The sequence below is a fragment of the Bradyrhizobium sp. CIR48 genome, assembly GCF_014198315.1.
Taxonomy (GTDB): Bacteria; Pseudomonadota; Alphaproteobacteria; order Rhizobiales; family Xanthobacteraceae; genus Bradyrhizobium.
On sequence record NZ_JACIHG010000015.1, the window covers coordinates 143,488 to 162,746 of the forward strand.

Sequence of the window (19,259 nt, forward strand, 5' to 3'; positions counted from 1 at the left end):
CCCAAGCTCGCGGAAAGCACGGCGCGCGCCGAGACCTCTGCTTCGCATCTGCAAAGCGGTCTGGCGGGCTCCTGCCCGGGCAAACCCGCCGATCGGTCCTGCTAGTTGGACTTGGGCGGACCGCCGCCACCACCACCGCTGGCGCTGGCGCTCAGCGAGCCGGCCTGGCTCATCGTGTTGTTGAAATAGGTGTCGCTGTCGCCGAGCGTCACGCGACGCTGGCAAAGCGGCACGCAGCTGTAGGACTCGCGCTCGATTCCGCGATAGACGGTGACGAGCCGGTCGCTCGGACCTTCGACCTGGATCTGGCGATCGACCAGAATCTCGCCGGCCCGGTCGAGTGCGATGAAATTGGTGGCACCATAGCCCTTGCCGGTCACGACGATCATGCCGCCGGGCTGGAGCGTGACGTCGGCGATCAGGGGATTGCCGACCACGATGGTCGCCACCTTGCCGGGCAGCCGCACCAGCTTGGCCTGGTCGACATTGACGGCGATGGTGTCGGCGGTGGGCTCGGCAAGGCCGGGGGCCGGCGATGCCAGCACCGCAGCCGCAACCAGAAGACAGACGCGCGCCCGACGGCGCAGCAATTCCTTACGCATACTCTTACCCCCGGGACGTCACAAACCAGCGGAAGCGACTCGATACAACGAAGCCAGTGCCCGACCCGGCTAACCTGCCCTTAATTCGTGAACGTTCCGCAAACTCGCCGACTATTGTTTGAACAGACTGGCGTTTTACCGCCTTGGAGGCTAGCGGCGGAACGGATAGGCGAACTGGCCCGCGATCTCCTTCGGCATCGTCGCTTCGTCCTTGCCGTAATCCTGCGGCAGTTCACCCTCGGGCATACGGAAGGTGCCGAACAGAACATCCCAGATCGGGAACGTGCCGGCAAAATTGGTGTCGCCGCCCTCCTCGAGCGAGGTGTGGTGCCAGCGGTGGAACACCGGCGTCGCCAGCAAATATTTGAACGGCCCGAAGCTCCAATTCAGGTTGGCGTGCACGAAGGCCGAATGGAAGGTCGTGAACGGGGAGAGCCAAACCATCGCGTTCGGGGAAATGCCGGCCATCAGCAGCACGACGTCGACGCCGATCGAACCGAGCACGAGATTGACGGGATGGAAGCGGGCCGCCGAAATCCAGCTGATCTCCTCCGAGGAGTGATGGATGGCGTGGTACTTCCAGAACCCGCCGCCGTGGAACAGCCGGTGCAGCCAATACAGCATGAAGTCGGACAGGACCAGGAACAACCCGGCTTGGACCCAGAGCGGCATTAACGACAGCGGGCCGTGGCCATTGTCATAGAAGGCGATGAGCTCATCGGCGTCGTGGATGTTGAAGACGAGGCTCGCGCCGACGATCAGAAGTCCGATCCGCATGGTGCGGGCGAACACCGGAACGAAGAACCAGTAGCAGATGTCGGTGACGATCTCGCGCTTGCGCCACCACGGCGCGCCGGCATTGCAGGCCCAGAAATGTTCGAGCACGGTGAAGACCGCCGCGAGCGCGAAGGTGATGGGGATCACCTTGACGATGGTCTCGCCAAGCATCAGGGCGACTTGCATGGGCAGGCTCGACATCGTCGCCTCTCTTGCGAATTCCAGGTCTGTTACGCCTACGCCGCTAAATTTAAGGGAGCGTGAAGCCGGCGCCGCGCCGACGGTACATCCGGAACCGGAACGAATTACAGGCGCCGCCTTAAGACGAAATTCACTCTGGGCCAAAGCATCGCGCCGCAGGCGGGTTTGCCCGATCGAATTAACTCTACCGAAAGAGCTCGGCTCTCATGGTCATCGGGTCAATGACGGCGCCGAACGAGGCGATCCCCACCCCAGATGGAGTTATGTTCATGAAGAACTTGATTGCACGTTTCGCGAAGGATGAATCCGGCGCCACCGCCATCGAATACGGTCTGATCGCCGCCGGCATCGCGCTGGCCATCATCACCGTCGTCAACAACCTCGGCACCACGTTGAACGCCAAGTTCACTTCGATCAGCAGCTCGCTGAAGTAAGCAACCGACGAATCTCGGCAAAAGCCCCGGATCTCCGGGGCCTTTGTTTTTCCGAAGACGGCGAGTTCCAGTGGCGTTGCGTAAGTACAGAACCGATGCCGCGATCGCGGCGGATGAGACAGCGGCGGCACAGGCCGGCTCGCCGGTCTATTGGGTCTGCCTTGCGCTGCTGCTTGCCACGGCCGCGCTCGCCGCGCGCATTGCCAGCCTCTGGTGACGACGCTTTCCGCGACTTCAGCCTCGCGCGCCCTTGCTGCCGTTGTCGGTTTGTTTAGCACTGCCGGCTAGCATCGCCCGACGCCAGTTCCCGCGGCAAACCCAGGCCTCAAGACGCAGCCCATGATCCTCGACCTTGCGCGCCTTTTGCTCTTCCCGGCCCTGATGGCGTTCGCTGCCGCGAGCGATCTCTTCACGATGACGATCTCGAACCGCGTGTCGCTGGCGCTGGTCGCCGGCTTCTTCGCGCTTGCCCTCGCCGGTGGCATGGCACCTTACGAGATGCTCAGTCATGTCGGCGCCGGCGCGCTTCTTTTGGTCATCGCCTTCACCTGCTTTGCGATGGGCTGGGTCGGCGGCGGCGACGCCAAGGTCGCAGCCTCCGTCGCGCTCTGGTTCGGCTTCGCACAGCTGATGAACTTCCTGCTCTACGCCTCGCTGTTCGGCGGGGCGCTGACGCTGCTCCTGCTCCAGTTCCGGCAATGGCCGCTGCCCTACGGACTGGCGGGTCAGGCCTGGCTCGCCCGGCTGCATGCCAAGGAGAGCGGCATCCCCTATGGCATCGCGCTCGCACTGAGTGCGCTGATGGTCTATCCGGAGACCGAATGGGTGAAGGCGATTGATCTCGCTCACCTCGCGCTGCGCTGAACGCACCGGGTAAACCCGGCGTTAAGGCGATTTAGATACGCCTCATTAACCATGCTTTGACGAATAGCTGGTCAACTGCCGATTACGGCGGCGGCAGCGTCGCGGCGTTTTGTTGGAAAGTGAAGCGTATGAATAGGGCACGCATTGTCGTCCTGGCGGTCGCCATCTGCGCCGGCGGTGTCGCCGCGTACCTGGCGAGCGGCTCGGACAATTCTGCGCCGCCTCCGGCCCCGGTCGCGCAGCTTCCGACCGTCGACGTCCTCGTGGCCAAGAACGACATCGGCCTCGGCCAGACCGTGAAGCCGGAAGATGTGCAATGGCAGACCTGGCCGGCCGCGACCGCCAGCGCCACCTTCATTCGCCGCAACGAGCGTCCCGAGGGCGTGACCCAGGTGACCGGTTCGATCGCGCGCGCCCCCTTCATTCAGGGTGAGCCAATCCGCGACCAGAAGCTGGTCAAGGCCGAGGGCTCCGGATTCATGGCGGCCATCCTGCCCAGCGGCATGCGGGCCATCTCGACCGAAATCTCGCCGGAGACCGGCGCAGGCGGCTTCATCCTGCCCAATGACCGCGTCGATGTCCTGCTGACACGCCGCCTCAAGAACCCGGACCAGACCGCCGGGGGCCAGGACGTCGTCACGTCCGAGATCATCCTGGTCAACGTGCGCGTCCTCGCCATCGACCAGGCTCCGAAGGAAAAGGACGGCCAGAACACCGTGGTCGGCAAGACCGTGACCCTGGAACTCACTTCCGCACAGACCCAGGCGCTTTCCTCGGCCCGTCAGGCCGGAACGCTCTCGCTGGCGCTGCGCAGCATTGCCGACGTCAAGATGAGCGAGATCACGCTCGACGAATCCGCCCAGAAGCGCGACGGCGTCTCGATCATTCGCTACGGCATCCCGAGCTCGACGGCGAAAGCACGATGAGGACAGGCGACATGAAATGCAGGGCAGATTCAGCGACGATGCGAACCGCCATGGTCCGCGCCCTGTCGTTTTCGGCCGCCTTCGCGCTGGCATTCAACCCGGTGCTGACCCCCGTGGTCGCCGCCGACTATCGCCCCGGCGCGGCGGTCGCCGCCGACGGTCAGATGAACGCCCGCTTCCTTTCGCTCGGCATCGGCAAGTCCGTGGTGATCGACCTTCCGCGCGACATCAAGGACGTGCTGGTCGCTGACCCCAAGATCGCCAATGCGGTGGTCCGCTCGGCGCAGCGCGCCTACATCATCGGCGCCGCGCTCGGCCAGACCAACATCGTGTTCTTCGATTCTGCAGGCCAGCAGATCGCGGCCTATGACATCGCGGTCAAGCGCGACCTCAACGGTGTGCGGGCGGCGCTGAAGCAGGTCCTGCCGAATTCAGACATCCAGATCGACGGACTCGGCGACGGCATCGTCCTGACCGGCACGGCGGCGAACCCGATGGAAGCGCAGCAGGCCAATGACCTCGCCGCGCGCCTGGCCGGCGGCGCCGACAAGGTCGTGAACTCGATCGTGGTCCGCGGCCGTGACCAGGTCATGCTCAAGGTGACGGTGGCCGAAGTCCAGCGCAACATCGTCAAGCAGCTCGGCATCGACCTGACCGCGAACCTCAACTACGGCACGTCGGTGGTGAGCTTCTCCAACTCGAATCCGTTCACCGCTCTCGGCCACAACCTCGTGGACGGCAACAATCTGACCACGAAGTTCGGCGCGGCGCCGTCGGTGCAGGCCACCCTGCGCGCGATGGAAACCGCTGGCGTGATCCGGACGCTGGCCGAACCGAACCTGACCGCGATCTCCGGTGAATCGGCAACGTTCATCGCTGGCGGCGAATTCCCCGTGCCGGCGGGCTATGCGTGCGATCCCACCACGCATGTCTGTACCACCCAGATCAGCTTCAAGAAGTTCGGCATCTCGCTCAACTTCACCCCCGTGGTGCTGAGCGAAGGCAAGATCAGCCTGCGGGTGATGACCGAGGTCTCGGAGCTGTCGAACGAGAATGCGATCACGCTGTCGCAGGCCGTGACCTCGACCTCGGTGAACTCGGTGACGGTGCCCTCGATCAGGACCCGCCGTGCCGAGACCTCGCTGGAAATTCCCTCCGGCGGCGCGATGGCGATGGCCGGCCTGATCCAGCAGCAGACCAAGCAGGCCATCAGCGGATTGCCGGGACTGATGCAGCTCCCGGTCCTCGGCACGCTGTTCCGCAGCCGCGACTTCGTCAACAACGCGACCGAGCTGGTCGTGATCGTGACGCCTTATGTCGTTCGCGCGGTGGCGCCAAAGGACCTGTCGCGGCCGGATGACGGCTTCGCCCCGCCTGCGGATCCACAGGCCCAGCTGCTCGGCAACATCAACCGCCTTTACGGCGTGCCCGGCCGGACCGAACCGGCCAAGAACTACCGCGGCACCTACGGCTTCATCACCGACTGAGGCGGAACGGGGACTTCACGATGATCACAAGACCACCCCAGCTTCGCAAACGCGCCATCCGTCTCGGTGGCGCGCTCGTTGGCATGGCGCTCGCGCTCGGCGGGTGCCAGCATGACGAAGCCGTCACGGCCTCCATTCCCGACGACTACAAGCAGCGCCATCCGATCGCGATCGAAGAGCAAAATCGTTCGATCGTCGTCTTCGTCGGCCATGCCCGCGGCGGATTGACCGCCGCCCAGCGCGCGGACGTGATGGGTGTCGCATCGGCATGGTTGCACGAAGGCACGGGCGCCATCCATATCGACGTGCCGTCCGGTACGCCCAATGCGCGTCCGGTCGCGGACACGATGCGTGAAATCCAGGCGATGCTGGCGGGAGCAGGCGTTCCGCCGCGCGGCGTCAACGTTCGCCCCTACCAGCCGGAAGACAGGCGCTTCCTGCCGCCGATCCGGCTCACTTATTCCAAGATCGCCGCGGTCGCGGGTCCCTGCGGCCTGTGGCCGGAGGACGTCGGCCCTTCGATCAAGAACAAGAGATGGTTCGAGAACAAGGACTATTACAATTACGGCTGCGCCTATCAGCGCAACCTCGCAGCGATGGTCGACAATCCGTCGGACCTCGAGCAGCCGCGGCCTGAAACTCCGTCCTACACGGCGCGGCGCATCACCGCTCTCGAGAAATATCGCAAGGGTCTCACGACGGCGACCACCTATCCCGAGGCCGACAAGGCCAAGCTCAGCGACACCGGCAAATGATCAGCTACGCTCGCCAGACACACGAAGAGCAGCCGGATGCAGCTCCTCCGCCGGTCGAGGAGCATATTGCGCCCGCGCCGCGCGTCTCGGTCCAGGCTTTCTGCGAGACCGTGGAAACCGCCGCCGCGGTCCAGTCGGCCGGCGAAGACCGCCGCCTCGGCAAGGCCCATCTGAAGATCCAGATGGGCGGCATGGCCGCTGCAACCGAGGCCTACCGCTCGGCCCCGACGCCGAACGTCATCGTGCTCGAAAGCGACGGACGCAACGACCTGCTGGGCGGGCTCGACCAGCTCGCCACCGTCTGCGACGCCGGCACCCGCGTGGTCGTGATCGGCCGGATCAACGACGTCACACTCTACCGTGAGCTGGTGCGCCGCGGTGTCAGCGACTACGTGCTCGCGCCGGTCGGCGCGATCGACGTCGTGCGCTCGATCTGCAACCTGTTCTCCGCCCCGGAAGCCAAGGCGGTCGGCCGCATCATCGCCGTGGTCGGCGCCAAGGGCGGCGTCGGGGCTTCCACCATCTCCCATAATGTCGCCTGGGCGATCGCGCGCGACCTCGCCATGGACGCCGTCGTCGCCGATCTCGACCTCGCCTTCGGCACCGCCGGGCTGGACTACAACCAGGACCCGCCGCAGGGCATTGCCGACGCCGTGTTCTCGCCCGATCGCGTCGACACCGCCTTCATCGACCGCCTGCTGTCGAAATGCACCGACCATCTCAGCCTGCTGGCGGCGCCGGCGACGCTCGACCGGGTCTATGATTTCGGCACCGACGCCTTCGACGCCGTGTTCGATACCCTGCGCTCCACCATGCCCTGCATCGTGCTCGACATTCCGCACCAATGGTCGGGCTGGACCAAGCGCGCGCTGATCGGGGCGGACGACATCCTGATCGTGGCCGCGCCCGACCTCGCCAATTTGCGCAATACCAAGAACCTGTTCGATCTGTTGAAGGCCGCGCGCCCCAACGACCGGCCTCCGCTCTACTGCCTGAACCAGGTCGGCGTGCCGAAGCGCCCCGAAATCGCCGCCGCGGAGTTCGCCAAGGCGATCGAGAGCCAGCCGATCGTCTCGATCCCGTTCGAGCCGCAGATCTTCGGCTCGGCCGCCAACAACGGCCAGATGATCGCGGAGATCTCCGCCAACCACAAGTCGATCGAGATGTTTCTTCAGATCGCCCAGCGCCTGACCGGCCGCAGCGAAACCAAGAAACAAAAGTCGTCCCTGCTTTCACCCCTGATTGACAAGTTGCGGGGAAAATAAGCCGCCGCATGGAGTTGTTAAGTGTTCGGTAAGCGTAGCGGAACAGACACCGACCTTCGGGCGCCCAAGCCCGGCGCCGTGTCGCCCGAGCCTGCCCAGGCTCCGGCGCCGACGGTGTCGCGCGCCCCGCCTCCGCCGGTCGTCGCCTCGCCGCCGCTTGCGCCTGCCAAGGCGCCGCCGCCTCCGGCCATGGAGAGCCGGCGGTCGGACAATTATTACGAGGTCAAGGCGACCATCTTCGGCGCGCTGATCGAGGCGATCGACCTCGCTCAGCTCGCCAAGCTCGATTCGGAGTCCGCGCGCGAGGAAATCCGCGACATCGTCAACGAGATCATCGCGATCAAGAACATCGTGATGTCGATCGCCGAGCAGGAGGAACTGCTCGACGACATCTGCAACGACGTTCTCGGATACGGTCCGCTCGAGCCGCTGCTGTCGCGCGACGACATCGCCGACATCATGGTCAACGGCGCCAACACCGTCTACATCGAAGTCGCCGGCAAGATCCAGCGCACGGGAATTCGCTTCCGCGACAACCAGCAGCTCCTCAACATCTGCCAGCGCATCGTCAGCCAGGTCGGCCGGCGCGTCGACGAATCCTCGCCGATTTGCGACGCGCGCCTCGCCGACGGCTCCCGCGTCAACGCCATCGTGCCGCCGTTGTCGATCGACGGCCCCACGCTCACCATCCGCAAATTCAAGAAGGACAAGCTGACGCTCGATCAGCTGGTCAAGTTCGGCGCCATCTCGCCGGAAGGCGCTGAAATCCTCCAGATCATCGGTCGCGTCCGCTGCAACGTGCTGATCTCCGGCGGCACCGGCTCCGGCAAGACCACGCTGCTCAACTGCCTGACCAACTATATCGAGCATGACGAGCGCATCATCACCTGCGAGGACGCCGCCGAGCTCCAGCTCCAGCAGCCTCACGTGGTGCGGCTGGAAACCCGACCGCCCAACATCGAGGGCGAGGGCCAGATCACCATGCGCGAGCTGGTGCGTAACTGCCTGCGTATGCGCCCCGAACGCATCATCGTCGGCGAGGTTCGCGGACCCGAGGCATTCGACCTGCTCCAGGCCATGAACACCGGCCATGACGGATCGATGGGCACGCTGCACGCCAACAACCCGCGCGAAGCCCTGTCGCGCTGCGAATCCATGATCACGATGGGAGGCTTCTCGCTTCCCTCACGCACCATCCGCGAGATGATCTGCGCCTCCATCGACGTGATCGTCCAGGCTGCGCGCCTGCGCGACGGCTCGCGCCGCATCACCCACATCACCGAGGTGATGGGCATGGAAGGCGACACCATCATCACCCAGGACATCTTCCTCTACGACATGGTCGGCGAGGACGCCAACGGCAAGATCATCGGCCGGCACCGCTCGACCGGCATCGGCCGTCCGAAATTCTGGGAACGCGCCCGCTATTACGGCGACGAGAAGCGCCTTGCCGCTGCGCTGGACGCGGCGGAAGTCGCGCCGAAGACGTGAGCCGTTCAGCATGAACATGCAGGTCCTCGCCCTCGCATTCCTTGCCACCGCGGCGGTCGGCGGCATCGCCTGGGTCTTCCTCTATCCGCTGCTGTCCGGGGAACGAAAGGCCGAAAGCCGCCGCGCTTCGATCTCGCGCGCCGAGGCGCCCACGGCCCGCCAGGCCGAGAAGACCCAGCGCTCGCGCCGCGAGCAGGTCGAGACCACGCTGAAGGATCTCGAGGCGCGACGCCTGCAGGAGAAGAGCGCTCCGCTCCCCGTCCGCCTGTCGCAGGCGGGGCTCGATTGGACGCCGCAGAAATTCTGGATCGTCTCCGCCGTCGTGGCGGGCGCGTTCTTCGCAGCCGCTCTGTTTGCCGGCGGCGGCCTGATCGGTGCTGCCGGCCTCGCCTTTGCCGGCGGGTTCGGCCTGCCGCGCTGGGCGCTGGGCTTCCTGAAAAAGCGGCGCGAGGCCAAGTTCCTGGCAGCACTGCCCGACGCGGTCGACGTCATCGTCCGCGGCATCAAGGCGGGCCTGCCCTTGTTCGAATCGATCAAGGTCGTCGCGGCCGACGCGCCCGAGCCGCTGCGCAGCGAGTTTCTGGCGATCATCGAGACCCAGGCGATCGGCATGCCGCTCGGCGAGGCCTGCTCGCGGCTCTATGACCGCATGCCGTTGCCGGAGGCCAACTTCTTCGGCATCGTCATCTCGATCCAGCAGAAATCCGGCGGCAACCTCTCCGAAGCGCTCGGCAACCTTTCCAAGGTGCTGCGCGACCGCAAGAAGATGAGGGAAAAGATCCAGGCGATGTCGATGGAAGCCAAGGCCTCGGCCGGCATCATCGGCTCGCTGCCGCCGATCGTGATGTTCCTCGTCTATCTCACGACGCCACATTACATCTCGGTGCTGTGGACCCATCCCACCGGCCAGCTCATGCTGGTCGGCTGCGTCGTCTGGATGGCGGTCGGCATCATGGTGATGAAGAAAATGATCAATTTCGATTTCTGACGGTGCAGTATGGTCCAGTTTCTCGTCGCGAAACTACATGACGTCCACTTCATGACCATGATGCTGGCGGCCATTGCCGCCAGCGCCACCGTCTATACGCTGGTGATGCCGCTGTTCGCCGGCGAAGGCCTCTCCAAACGCATGAAGGCGGTGGCGAGCGAGCGCGAGCGCATCCGGCAGCGGGAGCGTGAGCGCCTTCACAAGAATGAAAAGGTCACGCTGCGCCAGACGCCGAAGCAGCTCGTCTCCAAGGTCGTCGAGGACTTCAACCTCACCAAATGGCTCGCGCAGGAAGCCGCCCGCGACAAGCTGATCATGGCGGGTTACCGCGGTCAGGCGCCCTACATCACATTCCTGTTTGCCCGCATGGTCACGCCGATGGTGCTCTTTATCGGCTCGGTCATCTACGTTTTCCTGATCGCGCATCTTCAGCAGGGCATGCCGATCAAGATCGGCATCTGCATCGGCGCCGCCTATCTGGGCCTCCAGGCGCCGATGCTGTTCCTCAGGAATGCGATCTCCAAGCGCCAGCTCTCGATCAAGCGCGCCTTTCCCGATGCGCTCGACCTGCTTCTGATCTGCATCGAATCCGGCATGTCGGTCGAGATGGCGTTCCGGAAAGTCGCCACCGAGATCGTGGGACAGTCGATCGCACTGTCGGAGGAGTTCACGCTGACCACGGCCGAATTATCCTATCTGCAGGATCGCAAGGTCGCTTACGAGAATTTGGCGCGACGCACCGGACTCGAGGGCGTCAAGTCGGTGTGTCTCGCGCTTCAGCAGGCGGAGCGTTACGGCACCCCGCTCGGACATTCCTTGCGCGTCATGGCGCAGGAAAATCGCGACATGCGCATGAACGAGGCCGAAAAGAAGGCTGCCGCCCTGCCGCCGAAGCTGACCGTGCCGATGATCCTGTTCTTCCTGCCCGTGCTGTTCGTCGTCATTCTCGGACCGACCGGCATCAAGATCTCCGAGATGCAATGACGCAAGACGCGGGTCGCGCACGCGGCTCGCGGTCCGCTTTCAGCATGAGACGATAGAAGAGACGATCAGCTCGGATCAATCGGGCTGGCTGAGCGAGGCGACCGGCGTCCGCTTCGGTGCGCCACGGGGAGCGTCGCTGCGGCTGAGCATCTCCTTGAGATAGGCGACGTTGGCCGCGGCCTGATCCGGTGGCAGATCCGCCTTCACGATGGTCTCGGCTTCGGCGAAGCGACCCTGCAGACCGACGACAAGACCGAGATTCTGCCGCACCCGGATGCTCGCACGCGGCGAGGCGTAGGCCTGCCGTAGCACCTCTTCGGCCTTCGGAAGGTCTCTCGACAACATGTAGGACAGGCCGAGATTAGAGAGCACACCGGGATCACCCGGTGCGATCTTGAGCGCGCTCGCGTAGTAGGAGCGCGCTTCCTCGTGACGACCCATCTGGTCCAGCGCGGTGCCCTGCACCGAAAGCAGGCGCCAATCCGGATTGTCAGGCGAATGCGCTTTCGACAGCACGTCGTAGGCCTGCTGGAAATTACCGTTGTCGGCGAGGGCGCGGCCGTATTGGGCGAGCAGCGCCTTGTTGCCGGGATTGGCGATGGTCGCCTGCTCGAGCACGGCGGCGGCCTGGGCGCGCTGACCGTTGGCGCGCAATGCCTGACCGTAGGCGAGCGCGGCATCGGCATCCTTGGGATTGGCGCGGTAGCGCTCGCCATAGACCTCGACGGCGCGCGCCGGATCGGTGGGAGCCGCCTCTGCCCGTGGCCCGCCGATCGAGCCCGTCACGTCGGAGAGCTTCGACATGCCCGTGCAGCCGCCGAGACCCATGGCCACCGCCGCGACCAGCGAGGTGGACGCAAGAAGCCGAGGAAGACTGAACCGTAGACGCATGACGCTTTGACTCTCGAGCCGATTGATCGAGCCGAACGCGCCAGCAATAGACTGTTAACCCTAACGGCCGGTTAACACCGCTCCCGGGCCGTGCTCTCGTCGATATTCCCGCTCGCAAGCGTCGTCAGGCTTGCGCGTTGGGAATCCAGCAGCAGCAGGTCGAAGGCCGCTCGCGCGAACGCCAGCTCTCAACACGAGATACGAGATACGTGCGACGACGGTTTTCGTCTCGCCCGATCAATATTCGATGGCAAGCCGTTTGCGGATTTCGTCGACGCGCCTGTCGAGCGCATCGAACCGTGCGTGGACCGAGCGGTCGTGGAGATAGAAGACGTAGCCGCCGGCGAGGAACGCGAAGATCCAATGGTGGTGCTCGACATAGCCGAAAATCGCCTCGATGGCCTCGCCAATGAACGTGACCACGCTCCACACAAATTCCATTGCATTTCCTCCCGGCGCGCCTTGTCGTCGGTCGCCTGATCTCCAACTCTGGCGACCGTTGCCGGAACCTAGCATGGCCCCTTCGCCGCGAGTAGCGGCTCGCTGAACGGCGACAGCAAAGCCGATTGCAGCGGCGGCGAAACTCTGCGAAGTCTCATCCGTTCGCATAACCCGTTCGATCTGACGATCCGGACCCGCCAATGCCCTCTGTCTTCGAGACGTCTTCCGCCGCCATCCCGATCACCTTCGTCACCAAATCGAGCTGGGATCAGGTCGCCGAGGCGTTGCCGCCGCCGCAACGCGCGTTCGCTGCGGCATGCGCCTTTGCCGCCAAGCCGGGCGCCTATCTGGCACTGCCTGCGCCCGATGGCGCAATCGCGCAGGTGCTGTTCGGCCTCGAGGACGAGGGGGCAAGATCGCGCGACCTGTTCCGGCCCGGCGCCCTGCCCGGCCTGCTGCCGCCGGGTATCTATCGCTTTGCCAATGCACCCCACGATGCACGGCTGGCGGCGCTCGCTTTTGCGATGGGGCGCTACCGGTTCGCGCGCTACCGCAAGGCTGACAGGCCCGACGTCCGGCTGGTGCCGCCTGATGGCGTCGATGCGGCCGAAATCGAGCGGATCGCTGACGCGGCGATGCTCGCGCGCGACCTCATCAACACGCCGTCCAACGACATGGGGCCGGCGGAGCTGGCCGCCGCCGCGCAAGACCTCGCCGCGGAGTTCGGCGCAAGCTTCGCCTGCACCGTCGGCGACGATCTGGAGAAGAACTTCCCGCTGATCCACGCCGTCGGCATGGCCTCCAGCCGCGCGCCGCGGCTGATCGACATCGGCTGGGGCGATCCAGATCATCCCAAGGTGACGCTTGTCGGCAAGGGCGTCTGCTTCGACACCGGCGGGCTCGACCTGAAGCCGTCGAGCGGCATGCTGATCATGAAGAAGGACATGGGCGGCGCCGCCAACGTGCTGGCGCTGGCGCGCATGGTGATGGATGCGAAGCTGAAGGTGCGGCTGCGCGTGCTGATTCCAGCGGTGGAGAACGCGGTCGCCGGCAACGCCTTCCGCCCGCTCGACATCTTCACCTCGCGCAAGGGCATCACGGTGGAGATCGGCAATACCGACGCCGAAGGCCGGCTGGTGCTCGCCGACGCGCTGGCATTGGCCGATGAGGAAAAGCCCGATCTGCTGATCGATCTGGGCACGCTGACCGGCGCCGCGCGTGTCGCGCTGGGACCGGATTTACCGCCCTTTTACACCAATGATGAGAGCCTTGCCGCCGATGTCGCGCGCTGTGCGGTGCAGGAGAACGATCCGTTGTGGCGCATGCCGCTGTGGCCGGCTTACGATGCGTGGCTGGACTCCAAGACGGCCACCATCACCAACGCACCATCCGGCGGCTTTGCCGGCTCGATCACCTGCGCGCTGTTCCTGCAACGCTTCGTCGAGCACGCGAAGAGCTGGCTGCATGTCGACATCTACGGCTGGACACCGTCGGCAAAGCCGGCCCGTCCCGAAGGCGGCGAGTGCCAGGCCGCGCGCGCGATCTATACTTTGCTGAGCGAGCGCTATGCATGATCCGCGACTAACACCGGCGCGGGGCGACCTCGCCGCGAAATACCTCGAAGGCAAGGTCGAGGCGGATCGCTTCGTCGCCGGCGAAGAATTCGAGGTGGTTGATCCGGTCGCGCCGGTACGCGAGCAGCCGTCTTCGGGCGCGATGCTGATGACGGAGGCATTGCGCGGTGAACGCGTCACGGTCTACGACCGCAACAGCGAGGGCTGGGCGTGGGGCCAGCTCAATGGCGACGGCTATGTCGGCTGGCTGCCGGATGCAGCGCTCATGAAACCCTCGGCGACGCCGACCCATGTGGTCAGCGCGCTGCGGACGTTCGCCTTCCCCGGCCCCTCGATCAAGCTGCCGCCGGCCGACACGCTCGTGATGGGATCCAGGCTGGCTGTGGCGCGCGAGGACGGCAGCTTCGCCGTCACGCGCGAGGGCAGTTACCTGCCGAAGGCGCATCTCGCCCCGCTCGATCATCGCGAGCCGGACTTCGTTGCGGTCGCCGACCGCTTCGTCGGCACGCCCTATCTCTGGGGCGGCAAGAGCAGTTTCGGCATCGATTGCTCCGGCCTCGTCCAGGTCTCGCTGACATCGGCGGGAATCGGCTGCCCACGCGACAGCGACATGCAACTGGCCGGTCTCGGCCGCGCACTGGAGCCGCATGAGCGAAGCAGCTTGCTACGCGGCGATCTGATCTTCTGGAAGGGCCACGTTGCCATCGTGCGCGATGGCAGCACCATGGTTCACGCCAACGCGTATCACATGGCGACGGTGATCGAACCGATCCAGCCGGCAATTGCGCGGATCAGGCAGGCCGGCAGCGAGGTCGTTGCGATCAAGCGGCTCTAGGGCCGTGGATCGAGAGGATCGTACTCGATCTTTTTTCTCGGCATCCGAACAGGTTTCGGACGCGGTTGCGGACGGAACGGGCGCATTAGCACTGGCAGAATGGTTTACCTTGCGGCGCAGCTACGGAACAACGTTACATCTGAGGTGATTTGCGGAACGAAACGCGGCGTCAGTCTTTCTTTGGCTTTGGGAGGTGCCCATGAGTTCTCAGGCCAGAGAAGGCGCGTGTGCGTTCGCTTGGCGAAACTACTTGCTGCTCCATAGCGGCATCAGCGAGAACGACGACAGGCGTTCCGCCCTCTACAGCTACATCTCCAATCTTCGCGACACCTGCGAGGACGATTTCGATCTCTTGCAGATAGCCGCGGTCGCCTACTTGAAAAAGCTGGATGAACTGCATGACGACCAATGCGCGCGCCGCGCGGCAGATCAACTTCTGGCCGAACGCTTGGAAGCAAGCAGTTCACAACAGGACAGATAGCTTAGGTCATGACACCAGAGCGAAGGAGCGAGCAGCATGGCAGACGACACCAATGCAAACCGTTTCGTGCGCGACCCTCAACGGCGCATCGCCGCAGCGACAGCAATTGGCATGAATGCCTTGAAGCCGATGATGCACTTCCAGGTCTCAATGCTGAGGATGTGGGCCGATAGTATCGAGAGGCTCGAGGCCAATTACGACAAGAACCTGGAAGACACTGCGACCAGGGTCGAGGAAGCGTCAGACAAGGAACGCGCCGCGTAACATCAAGGCGGGCCTGTTCCGGTGAAACGCTCAGGGCGCCGCGATGTCGCTCGCCTGGGATGACGGGCTACGTCGCCACCGACCCGTTGCCCGCTGTCTCGAGCCGGAACGCCGCCGCGAACAGCGCGCGTGTGTAATCGGTCTTCGGATTCTTGAATAGCTCGGCGGCCTGTCCCTCTTCGACGACCTTGCCGCCGCGCATCACGATCAGGTGGCTCGCAAGCGAGGCGACGACGCGTAGATCGTGCGAGATGAACATGTAGGTGAGTTCGCGCTTGCGCTGGAGTTCGCGCAACAGATCGACCATCTGCGCCTGGAACAGCATGTCGAGCGCGCTGGTCGGCTCGTCGAGCACGACGAAGTCCGGCTCCAGCACCACGGCCCGCGCGATGCTGATGCGCTGGCGCTGGCCGCCGGAGAATTCGTGGGGATAGCGGTAGCGGGTATCGGGCTTCAGCCCGACGTCTTCCAGCGCCTTGACGACGCGCGCCTCGCGTTCCTCGCGCGACAGCCCCGGCTGATGCACGGAGAGACCTTCGGCGATGATGTCGGCGACCGACATGCGCGGGCTGAGCGACCCGAACGGGTCCTGGAACACGATCTGCATGTCGCGCCGGAACGGCCGCATCTCCTTGAAGCGCAGGCCCTGGATGTCCTTGCCCAGGAACACGATGCGTCCGTTCGAGGAGATCAGCCGCAGCAATGCCAGCCCCAGCGTGGTCTTGCCCGAGCCTGACTCGCCGACCACACCGAGCGTCTCGCCCTTGCGCACGGCGATGCTGACGCCGTCGACCGCCTTGATGTGGCCGACGGTCTTGCGCATCAGGCCGCGCTTGATCGGAAACCAGACCTTCAACTCGTTGGCGGACATCACCACCGGGGCACCCGGCTGCGGCGGCGCCGGATCGGGCTTCGGTTCCGCCGCGAGCAGGTCGCGCGTATAGGGATGTTTCGGGCTCTTGAAGACCTGCTCGACCGGCCCCTGCTCGACGATCTCGCCGCTCTTCATGACACAGACGGTGTCGGCGATGCGGCGCACGATGCCGAGATCGTGGGTGATGAAGAGCAGGCTCATGCCGAGCCGCGAGCGGATCTCGGCGAGCAGCGCCAGGATCTGCGCCTGCACGGTGACGTCGAGCGCCGTGGTCGGCTCGTCCGCGATCAACAGATCGGGCTCATTGGCGAGCGCCATCGCGATCATCACACGCTGGCGCTGACCGCCGGAGAGCTGATGCGGATAGCTCTTCAGTCGCGTCTCCGGCTCGGGAATGCCGACCTGCGTCAGCAATTCCAGCGTCCGCCGGCGCGCCTCCGCATTGCTGGTCGGATTGTGCAGCTGGATGATCTCGCCGATCTGCGCCTCGATCGTGTGCAGCGGATTGAGCGAGGTCATCGGCTCCTGGAAAATGATGGAGATGTCGCTGCCGCGAATCTCCCGCATCTCCTGCTCGGATCGGTCGATCAGCTCCTGCCCCTTGAAGCGGATGCTGCCCGAGGGGTGCGAGGCGTTCGGATAGGGCAACAGCTTGAGAATCGAGAGCGCGCTGACGGATTTGCCGGAGCCGGATTCGCCGACCAAAGCCAGGCATTCGCCGCGCTTGATCTGGAACGAGACCTTGTCGACCGCGAGCGTGGTGGAGCCGCCCTGGTGGAAGGCCACCGAGAGGTCGCGCACGCTGAGCAGGGGCTGGTTGATGGCATCCATGGCCTTACCTGAACGTCTTGCGCGGATCGAAGGCGTCGCGCACCGCTTCGCCGATGAAGATCAGGAGCGACAGCATGCTCGCGACCGAGAAGAAGCCGGAGAAGCCGAGCCAGGGGGCCTGCACATTGGCCTTGGCCTGCGACAGCAATTCGCCGAGCGAAGGCGATCCCGGCGGCAGGCCGAAGCCAAGGAAGTCCAGCGCCGTCAGCGTCATCACCGAGCTCGACACGATGAAGGGCAGAAACGTCATGGTCGCGACCATCGCGTTCGGCAGCAGATGGCGGAACATGATGACGGGATTGGAGACGCCGAGCGCCCGCGCCGCCTGGATGTATTCGAAGTTCCGCCCGCGCAGGAACTCGGCCCGCACCAGACCGACCAGCGAGACCCAGGAGAACAGCAGGAGGATGCCAAGCAGCACGAAGAAGCCGGGCACGAGAACCGAGGACAGGATCAGGAGAAGATAGAGCGAGGGGATCGCCGTCCAGATCTCGATGAAGCGCTGGAAGATCAAGTCGACCCGACCGCCGAAATAGCCCTGCACCGCGCCCGCCGCGATGCCGATGACGGACGAGACGATCGTGAGGCAAAGGCCGAACAGCACCGAGATGCGGAAGCCGTAGATCAGCCGCGCAACCACGTCGCGGCCCTGATCGTCCGTGCCGAGCCAGTTATATTCGAGATCGCGGCAGCTCTTTAGCCCCTTCTTCTCCACCACCGGCTGGCACTGCTTCTCGGTCAGCATCCAGGTCGGCGGCGACGGCGCCGGCGTCGGCAGGTCGAGATTGTGCGTGTCGTAGGAATAGCGGATCAGCGGCCAGACGATGGTGCCGTTCTTGTCCTTGATCAGCTTCTGCAAATAGGGGTCGCGATAGTCGGCCGCGGTTTCGAAGTCACCGCCGAAGGTGGTTTCCGAATAGGTCACGAAAGCGGGCCAATAGAGCCGACCGTCGAATTTGATCAGGAAAGGCCGATCGTTGGCGATCAGCTCCGCGAACAGCGAGACCACGAACAGGGCGATGAAGATCCAGAACGACCAGTAGCCGCGGCGATTGGCCTTGAAGTTCTGCCACCGCCGCCTGTTGAGCGGTGAAGGCGCGAAGGGCTTGCGCGTGATCGGAACGACCTCGCCCAGCGGGGACTGGGTCGTGGTCTCGATCGGCGTCGGCGCGGTAACCGTCATTAGACCTCCCGCGCCTCGAAATCGATCCGTGGGTCGATCCACATATAGGTGAGGTCGGAGATCAAATTGATCACGAGGCCGACCAGCGAAAAGATGTAGAGCGTGCCGAACACCACGGGATAGTCGCGATTGAGCACGCTCTCGAAGCTGAGCAGCCCCAGCCCGTCGAGCGAGAAGATGGTCTCGATCAGAAGCGAGCCCGAAAAGAACGCGTGGATGAAGGTCCCGGGGAAGCCCGCGATCACGATCAGCATCGCATTGCGGAAGACGTGGCCGTAAAGCACCCGGCCCTCGCCGCAGCCCTTGGCGCGCGCAGTCATGACGTATTGCTTGCGGATTTCGTCCAGGAACGAATTCTTCGTCAGGAACGTCATGGTGGTGAAGGCACCTAACCCCATGGCGATCAACGGCAGCGTCAGATGCCAGAAATAATCGATAATCTTCCAGTACCAGGGAAACTGCGACCAGCCGTCGGAGGTCAGTCCGCGCAGCGGAAACCAGTTGAAGAAGGAACCGCCGGCAAACAGGATGATGAGGAGGATTGCGAACAGAAAGCCGGGAATGGCATAGCCCAGCACGAGAACGGTCGATGTCCAGGTGTCGAAGCGCGTGCCGTCCTTCACCGCCTTGCGGATGCCGAGTGGAATCGAGATCAGATAGGTGATCAGCGTCAGCCACAGGCCGAGTGAGATCGAAACCGGCAGCTTCTCCTTAATGAGTTGCAGAACGCTGACGTCGCGGAAATAGCTCTTGCCGAAATCGAATCGGGCGAAATTCCAGACCATCAGGGCGAAGCGTTCCGGTGCCGGCTTGTCGAAGCCGAACTGCACCTCGAGCTTCTTGATGAAGTCAGGATCAAGGCCCTGCGCGCCGCGATATTTCGAGTTGATGGCGTCGCCACCGGCCCCGACTTGCCCGGGCGCGCGCTGCGCAAAGTCGCTGCCGCCCGAAATCCGCGAAGTGCCGCCGGTGTCGGCCCCGGAGAGCTGCGCGATCACGCGCTCGACCGGGCCGCCCGGCGCGAACTGCACGACAACGAAGGACACGAAGAGGATTCCGAGCAGCGTCGGAATCATCAGGAGGATGCGGCGGGCGATATAGGCACTCATGG

21 protein-coding genes are annotated in these 19,259 nt (G+C 64.3%); 14 read left to right on the forward strand and 7 right to left on the reverse strand.

Annotated elements, in window-relative coordinates:
* Nucleotides 1-101: 101 nt before the first annotated feature.
* Both GGD66_RS35885 and GGD66_RS35890 read right to left on the reverse strand, forming a co-directional pair.
* Nucleotides 102-602, reverse strand: a complete 501-nt coding sequence (locus tag GGD66_RS35885; protein ID WP_183261414.1) for a pilus assembly protein N-terminal domain-containing protein — start codon at nucleotides 600-602, stop codon at nucleotides 102-104.
* Nucleotides 603-752: 150 nt separating this feature from the next.
* Entirely contained in the window at nucleotides 753-1,580 is an 828-nt protein-coding gene (locus GGD66_RS35890; protein WP_018318780.1) for a sterol desaturase family protein, read from the reverse strand.
* 269 nt (nucleotides 1,581-1,849) lie between these two features.
* Here GGD66_RS35890 and GGD66_RS35895 point away from each other — a divergent pair, with 269 nt between their 5' ends.
* The 10 genes from GGD66_RS35895 to GGD66_RS35940 all read left to right on the forward strand — a co-directional run bounded on the left by GGD66_RS35895 (nucleotide 1,850) and on the right by GGD66_RS35940 (nucleotide 10,774).
* Nucleotides 1,850-2,014: a Flp family type IVb pilin gene (locus GGD66_RS35895; protein ID WP_007599783.1), complete on the forward strand. Its 165-nt coding sequence runs from the start codon at nucleotides 1,850-1,852 to the stop codon at nucleotides 2,012-2,014.
* 76 nt (nucleotides 2,015-2,090) lie between these two features.
* Nucleotides 2,091-2,231, forward strand: a complete 141-nt coding sequence (locus GGD66_RS35900) for a hypothetical protein (protein WP_183261459.1) — start codon at nucleotides 2,091-2,093, stop codon at nucleotides 2,229-2,231.
* Nucleotides 2,232-2,353: 122 nt separating this feature from the next.
* Complete coding sequence (locus GGD66_RS35905; protein WP_028142098.1) at nucleotides 2,354-2,878, forward strand: prepilin peptidase; 525 nt, start codon at nucleotides 2,354-2,356, stop codon at nucleotides 2,876-2,878.
* Between the two features lie 128 nt (nucleotides 2,879-3,006).
* Nucleotides 3,007-3,804: a Flp pilus assembly protein CpaB gene (cpaB, locus tag GGD66_RS35910; protein WP_183261417.1), complete on the forward strand. Its 798-nt coding sequence runs from the start codon at nucleotides 3,007-3,009 to the stop codon at nucleotides 3,802-3,804.
* An 11-nt stretch (nucleotides 3,805-3,815) separates the two neighbouring features.
* Entirely contained in the window at nucleotides 3,816-5,291 is a 1,476-nt protein-coding gene (locus GGD66_RS35915; RefSeq protein WP_179738062.1) for a type II and III secretion system protein family protein, read from the forward strand.
* Nucleotides 5,292-5,311: 20 nt separating this feature from the next.
* Nucleotides 5,312-6,046, forward strand: coding sequence for a CpaD family pilus assembly protein (locus tag GGD66_RS35920; RefSeq protein ID WP_183261419.1), 735 nt, complete (start codon nucleotides 5,312-5,314; stop codon nucleotides 6,044-6,046).
* On the forward strand, nucleotides 6,043-7,311 hold the full coding sequence (locus GGD66_RS35925; protein WP_018318787.1) for an AAA family ATPase: 1,269 nt from the start codon (nucleotides 6,043-6,045) through the stop codon (nucleotides 7,309-7,311). Before GGD66_RS35920 ends, GGD66_RS35925 begins: the two co-directional genes overlap by 4 nt.
* 21 nt (nucleotides 7,312-7,332) lie before the next feature.
* Nucleotides 7,333-8,802, forward strand: coding sequence for a CpaF family protein (locus tag GGD66_RS35930; protein WP_183261421.1), 1,470 nt, complete (start codon nucleotides 7,333-7,335; stop codon nucleotides 8,800-8,802).
* A gap of 10 nt (nucleotides 8,803-8,812) precedes the next feature.
* Nucleotides 8,813-9,790 carry a type II secretion system F family protein gene (locus GGD66_RS35935; RefSeq protein WP_018318789.1) on the forward strand — a complete coding sequence of 326 codons (978 nt, stop codon included), beginning with the start codon at nucleotides 8,813-8,815 and terminating at the stop codon, nucleotides 9,788-9,790.
* Nucleotides 9,791-9,799: 9 nt separating this feature from the next.
* Entirely contained in the window at nucleotides 9,800-10,774 is a 975-nt protein-coding gene (locus GGD66_RS35940) for a type II secretion system F family protein (RefSeq protein WP_018318790.1), read from the forward strand.
* A 75-nt stretch (nucleotides 10,775-10,849) separates the two neighbouring features.
* Here the strand turns inward: GGD66_RS35940 and GGD66_RS35945 are convergent, their stop codons facing one another.
* The gene (locus GGD66_RS35945) at nucleotides 10,850-11,665 is read right to left on the reverse strand and encodes a tetratricopeptide repeat protein (protein ID WP_092254370.1); all 816 of its coding nucleotides are present in this window, start codon (nucleotides 11,663-11,665) and stop codon (nucleotides 10,850-10,852) included.
* A 237-nt stretch (nucleotides 11,666-11,902) separates the two neighbouring features.
* A complete protein-coding gene (locus GGD66_RS35950) occupies nucleotides 11,903-12,106 on the reverse strand; it encodes a hypothetical protein (protein ID WP_018318792.1) in 204 nt (67 codons plus the stop codon).
* A gap of 200 nt (nucleotides 12,107-12,306) precedes the next feature.
* On the opposite strand from GGD66_RS35950, the gene GGD66_RS35955 reads away from it, so the two are divergent.
* From GGD66_RS35955 to GGD66_RS35970, 4 genes are all read left to right on the forward strand, one after another.
* On the forward strand, nucleotides 12,307-13,680 hold the full coding sequence (locus GGD66_RS35955; protein WP_092254368.1) for a M17 family metallopeptidase: 1,374 nt from the start codon (nucleotides 12,307-12,309) through the stop codon (nucleotides 13,678-13,680).
* A complete protein-coding gene (locus tag GGD66_RS35960) occupies nucleotides 13,673-14,515 on the forward strand; it encodes a C40 family peptidase (protein WP_092254366.1) in 843 nt (280 codons plus the stop codon). Before GGD66_RS35955 ends, GGD66_RS35960 begins: the two co-directional genes overlap by 8 nt.
* A gap of 199 nt (nucleotides 14,516-14,714) precedes the next feature.
* Nucleotides 14,715-14,996, forward strand: a complete 282-nt coding sequence (locus GGD66_RS35965; protein WP_092254365.1) for a hypothetical protein — start codon at nucleotides 14,715-14,717, stop codon at nucleotides 14,994-14,996.
* A 36-nt stretch (nucleotides 14,997-15,032) separates the two neighbouring features.
* On the forward strand, nucleotides 15,033-15,260 hold the full coding sequence (locus tag GGD66_RS35970; RefSeq protein ID WP_092254363.1) for a hypothetical protein: 228 nt from the start codon (nucleotides 15,033-15,035) through the stop codon (nucleotides 15,258-15,260).
* A gap of 67 nt (nucleotides 15,261-15,327) precedes the next feature.
* Here GGD66_RS35970 and GGD66_RS35975 read toward each other — a convergent pair whose 3' ends face one another.
* From GGD66_RS35975 to GGD66_RS35985, 3 genes are read right to left on the reverse strand one after another with little or no spacing between them, the layout of a single operon-like run.
* A complete protein-coding gene (locus GGD66_RS35975) occupies nucleotides 15,328-16,965 on the reverse strand; it encodes an ABC transporter ATP-binding protein (protein WP_183261423.1) in 1,638 nt (545 codons plus the stop codon).
* Between the two features lie 4 nt (nucleotides 16,966-16,969).
* Nucleotides 16,970-18,148, reverse strand: a complete 1,179-nt coding sequence (locus tag GGD66_RS35980) for an ABC transporter permease (RefSeq protein ID WP_183261425.1) — start codon at nucleotides 18,146-18,148, stop codon at nucleotides 16,970-16,972.
* On the reverse strand, nucleotides 18,148-19,257 hold the full coding sequence (locus tag GGD66_RS35985) for a microcin C ABC transporter permease YejB (RefSeq protein ID WP_092254361.1): 1,110 nt from the start codon (nucleotides 19,255-19,257) through the stop codon (nucleotides 18,148-18,150). Before GGD66_RS35985 ends, GGD66_RS35980 begins: the two co-directional genes overlap by 1 nt.
* Nucleotides 19,258-19,259: the final 2 nt, after the last annotated feature.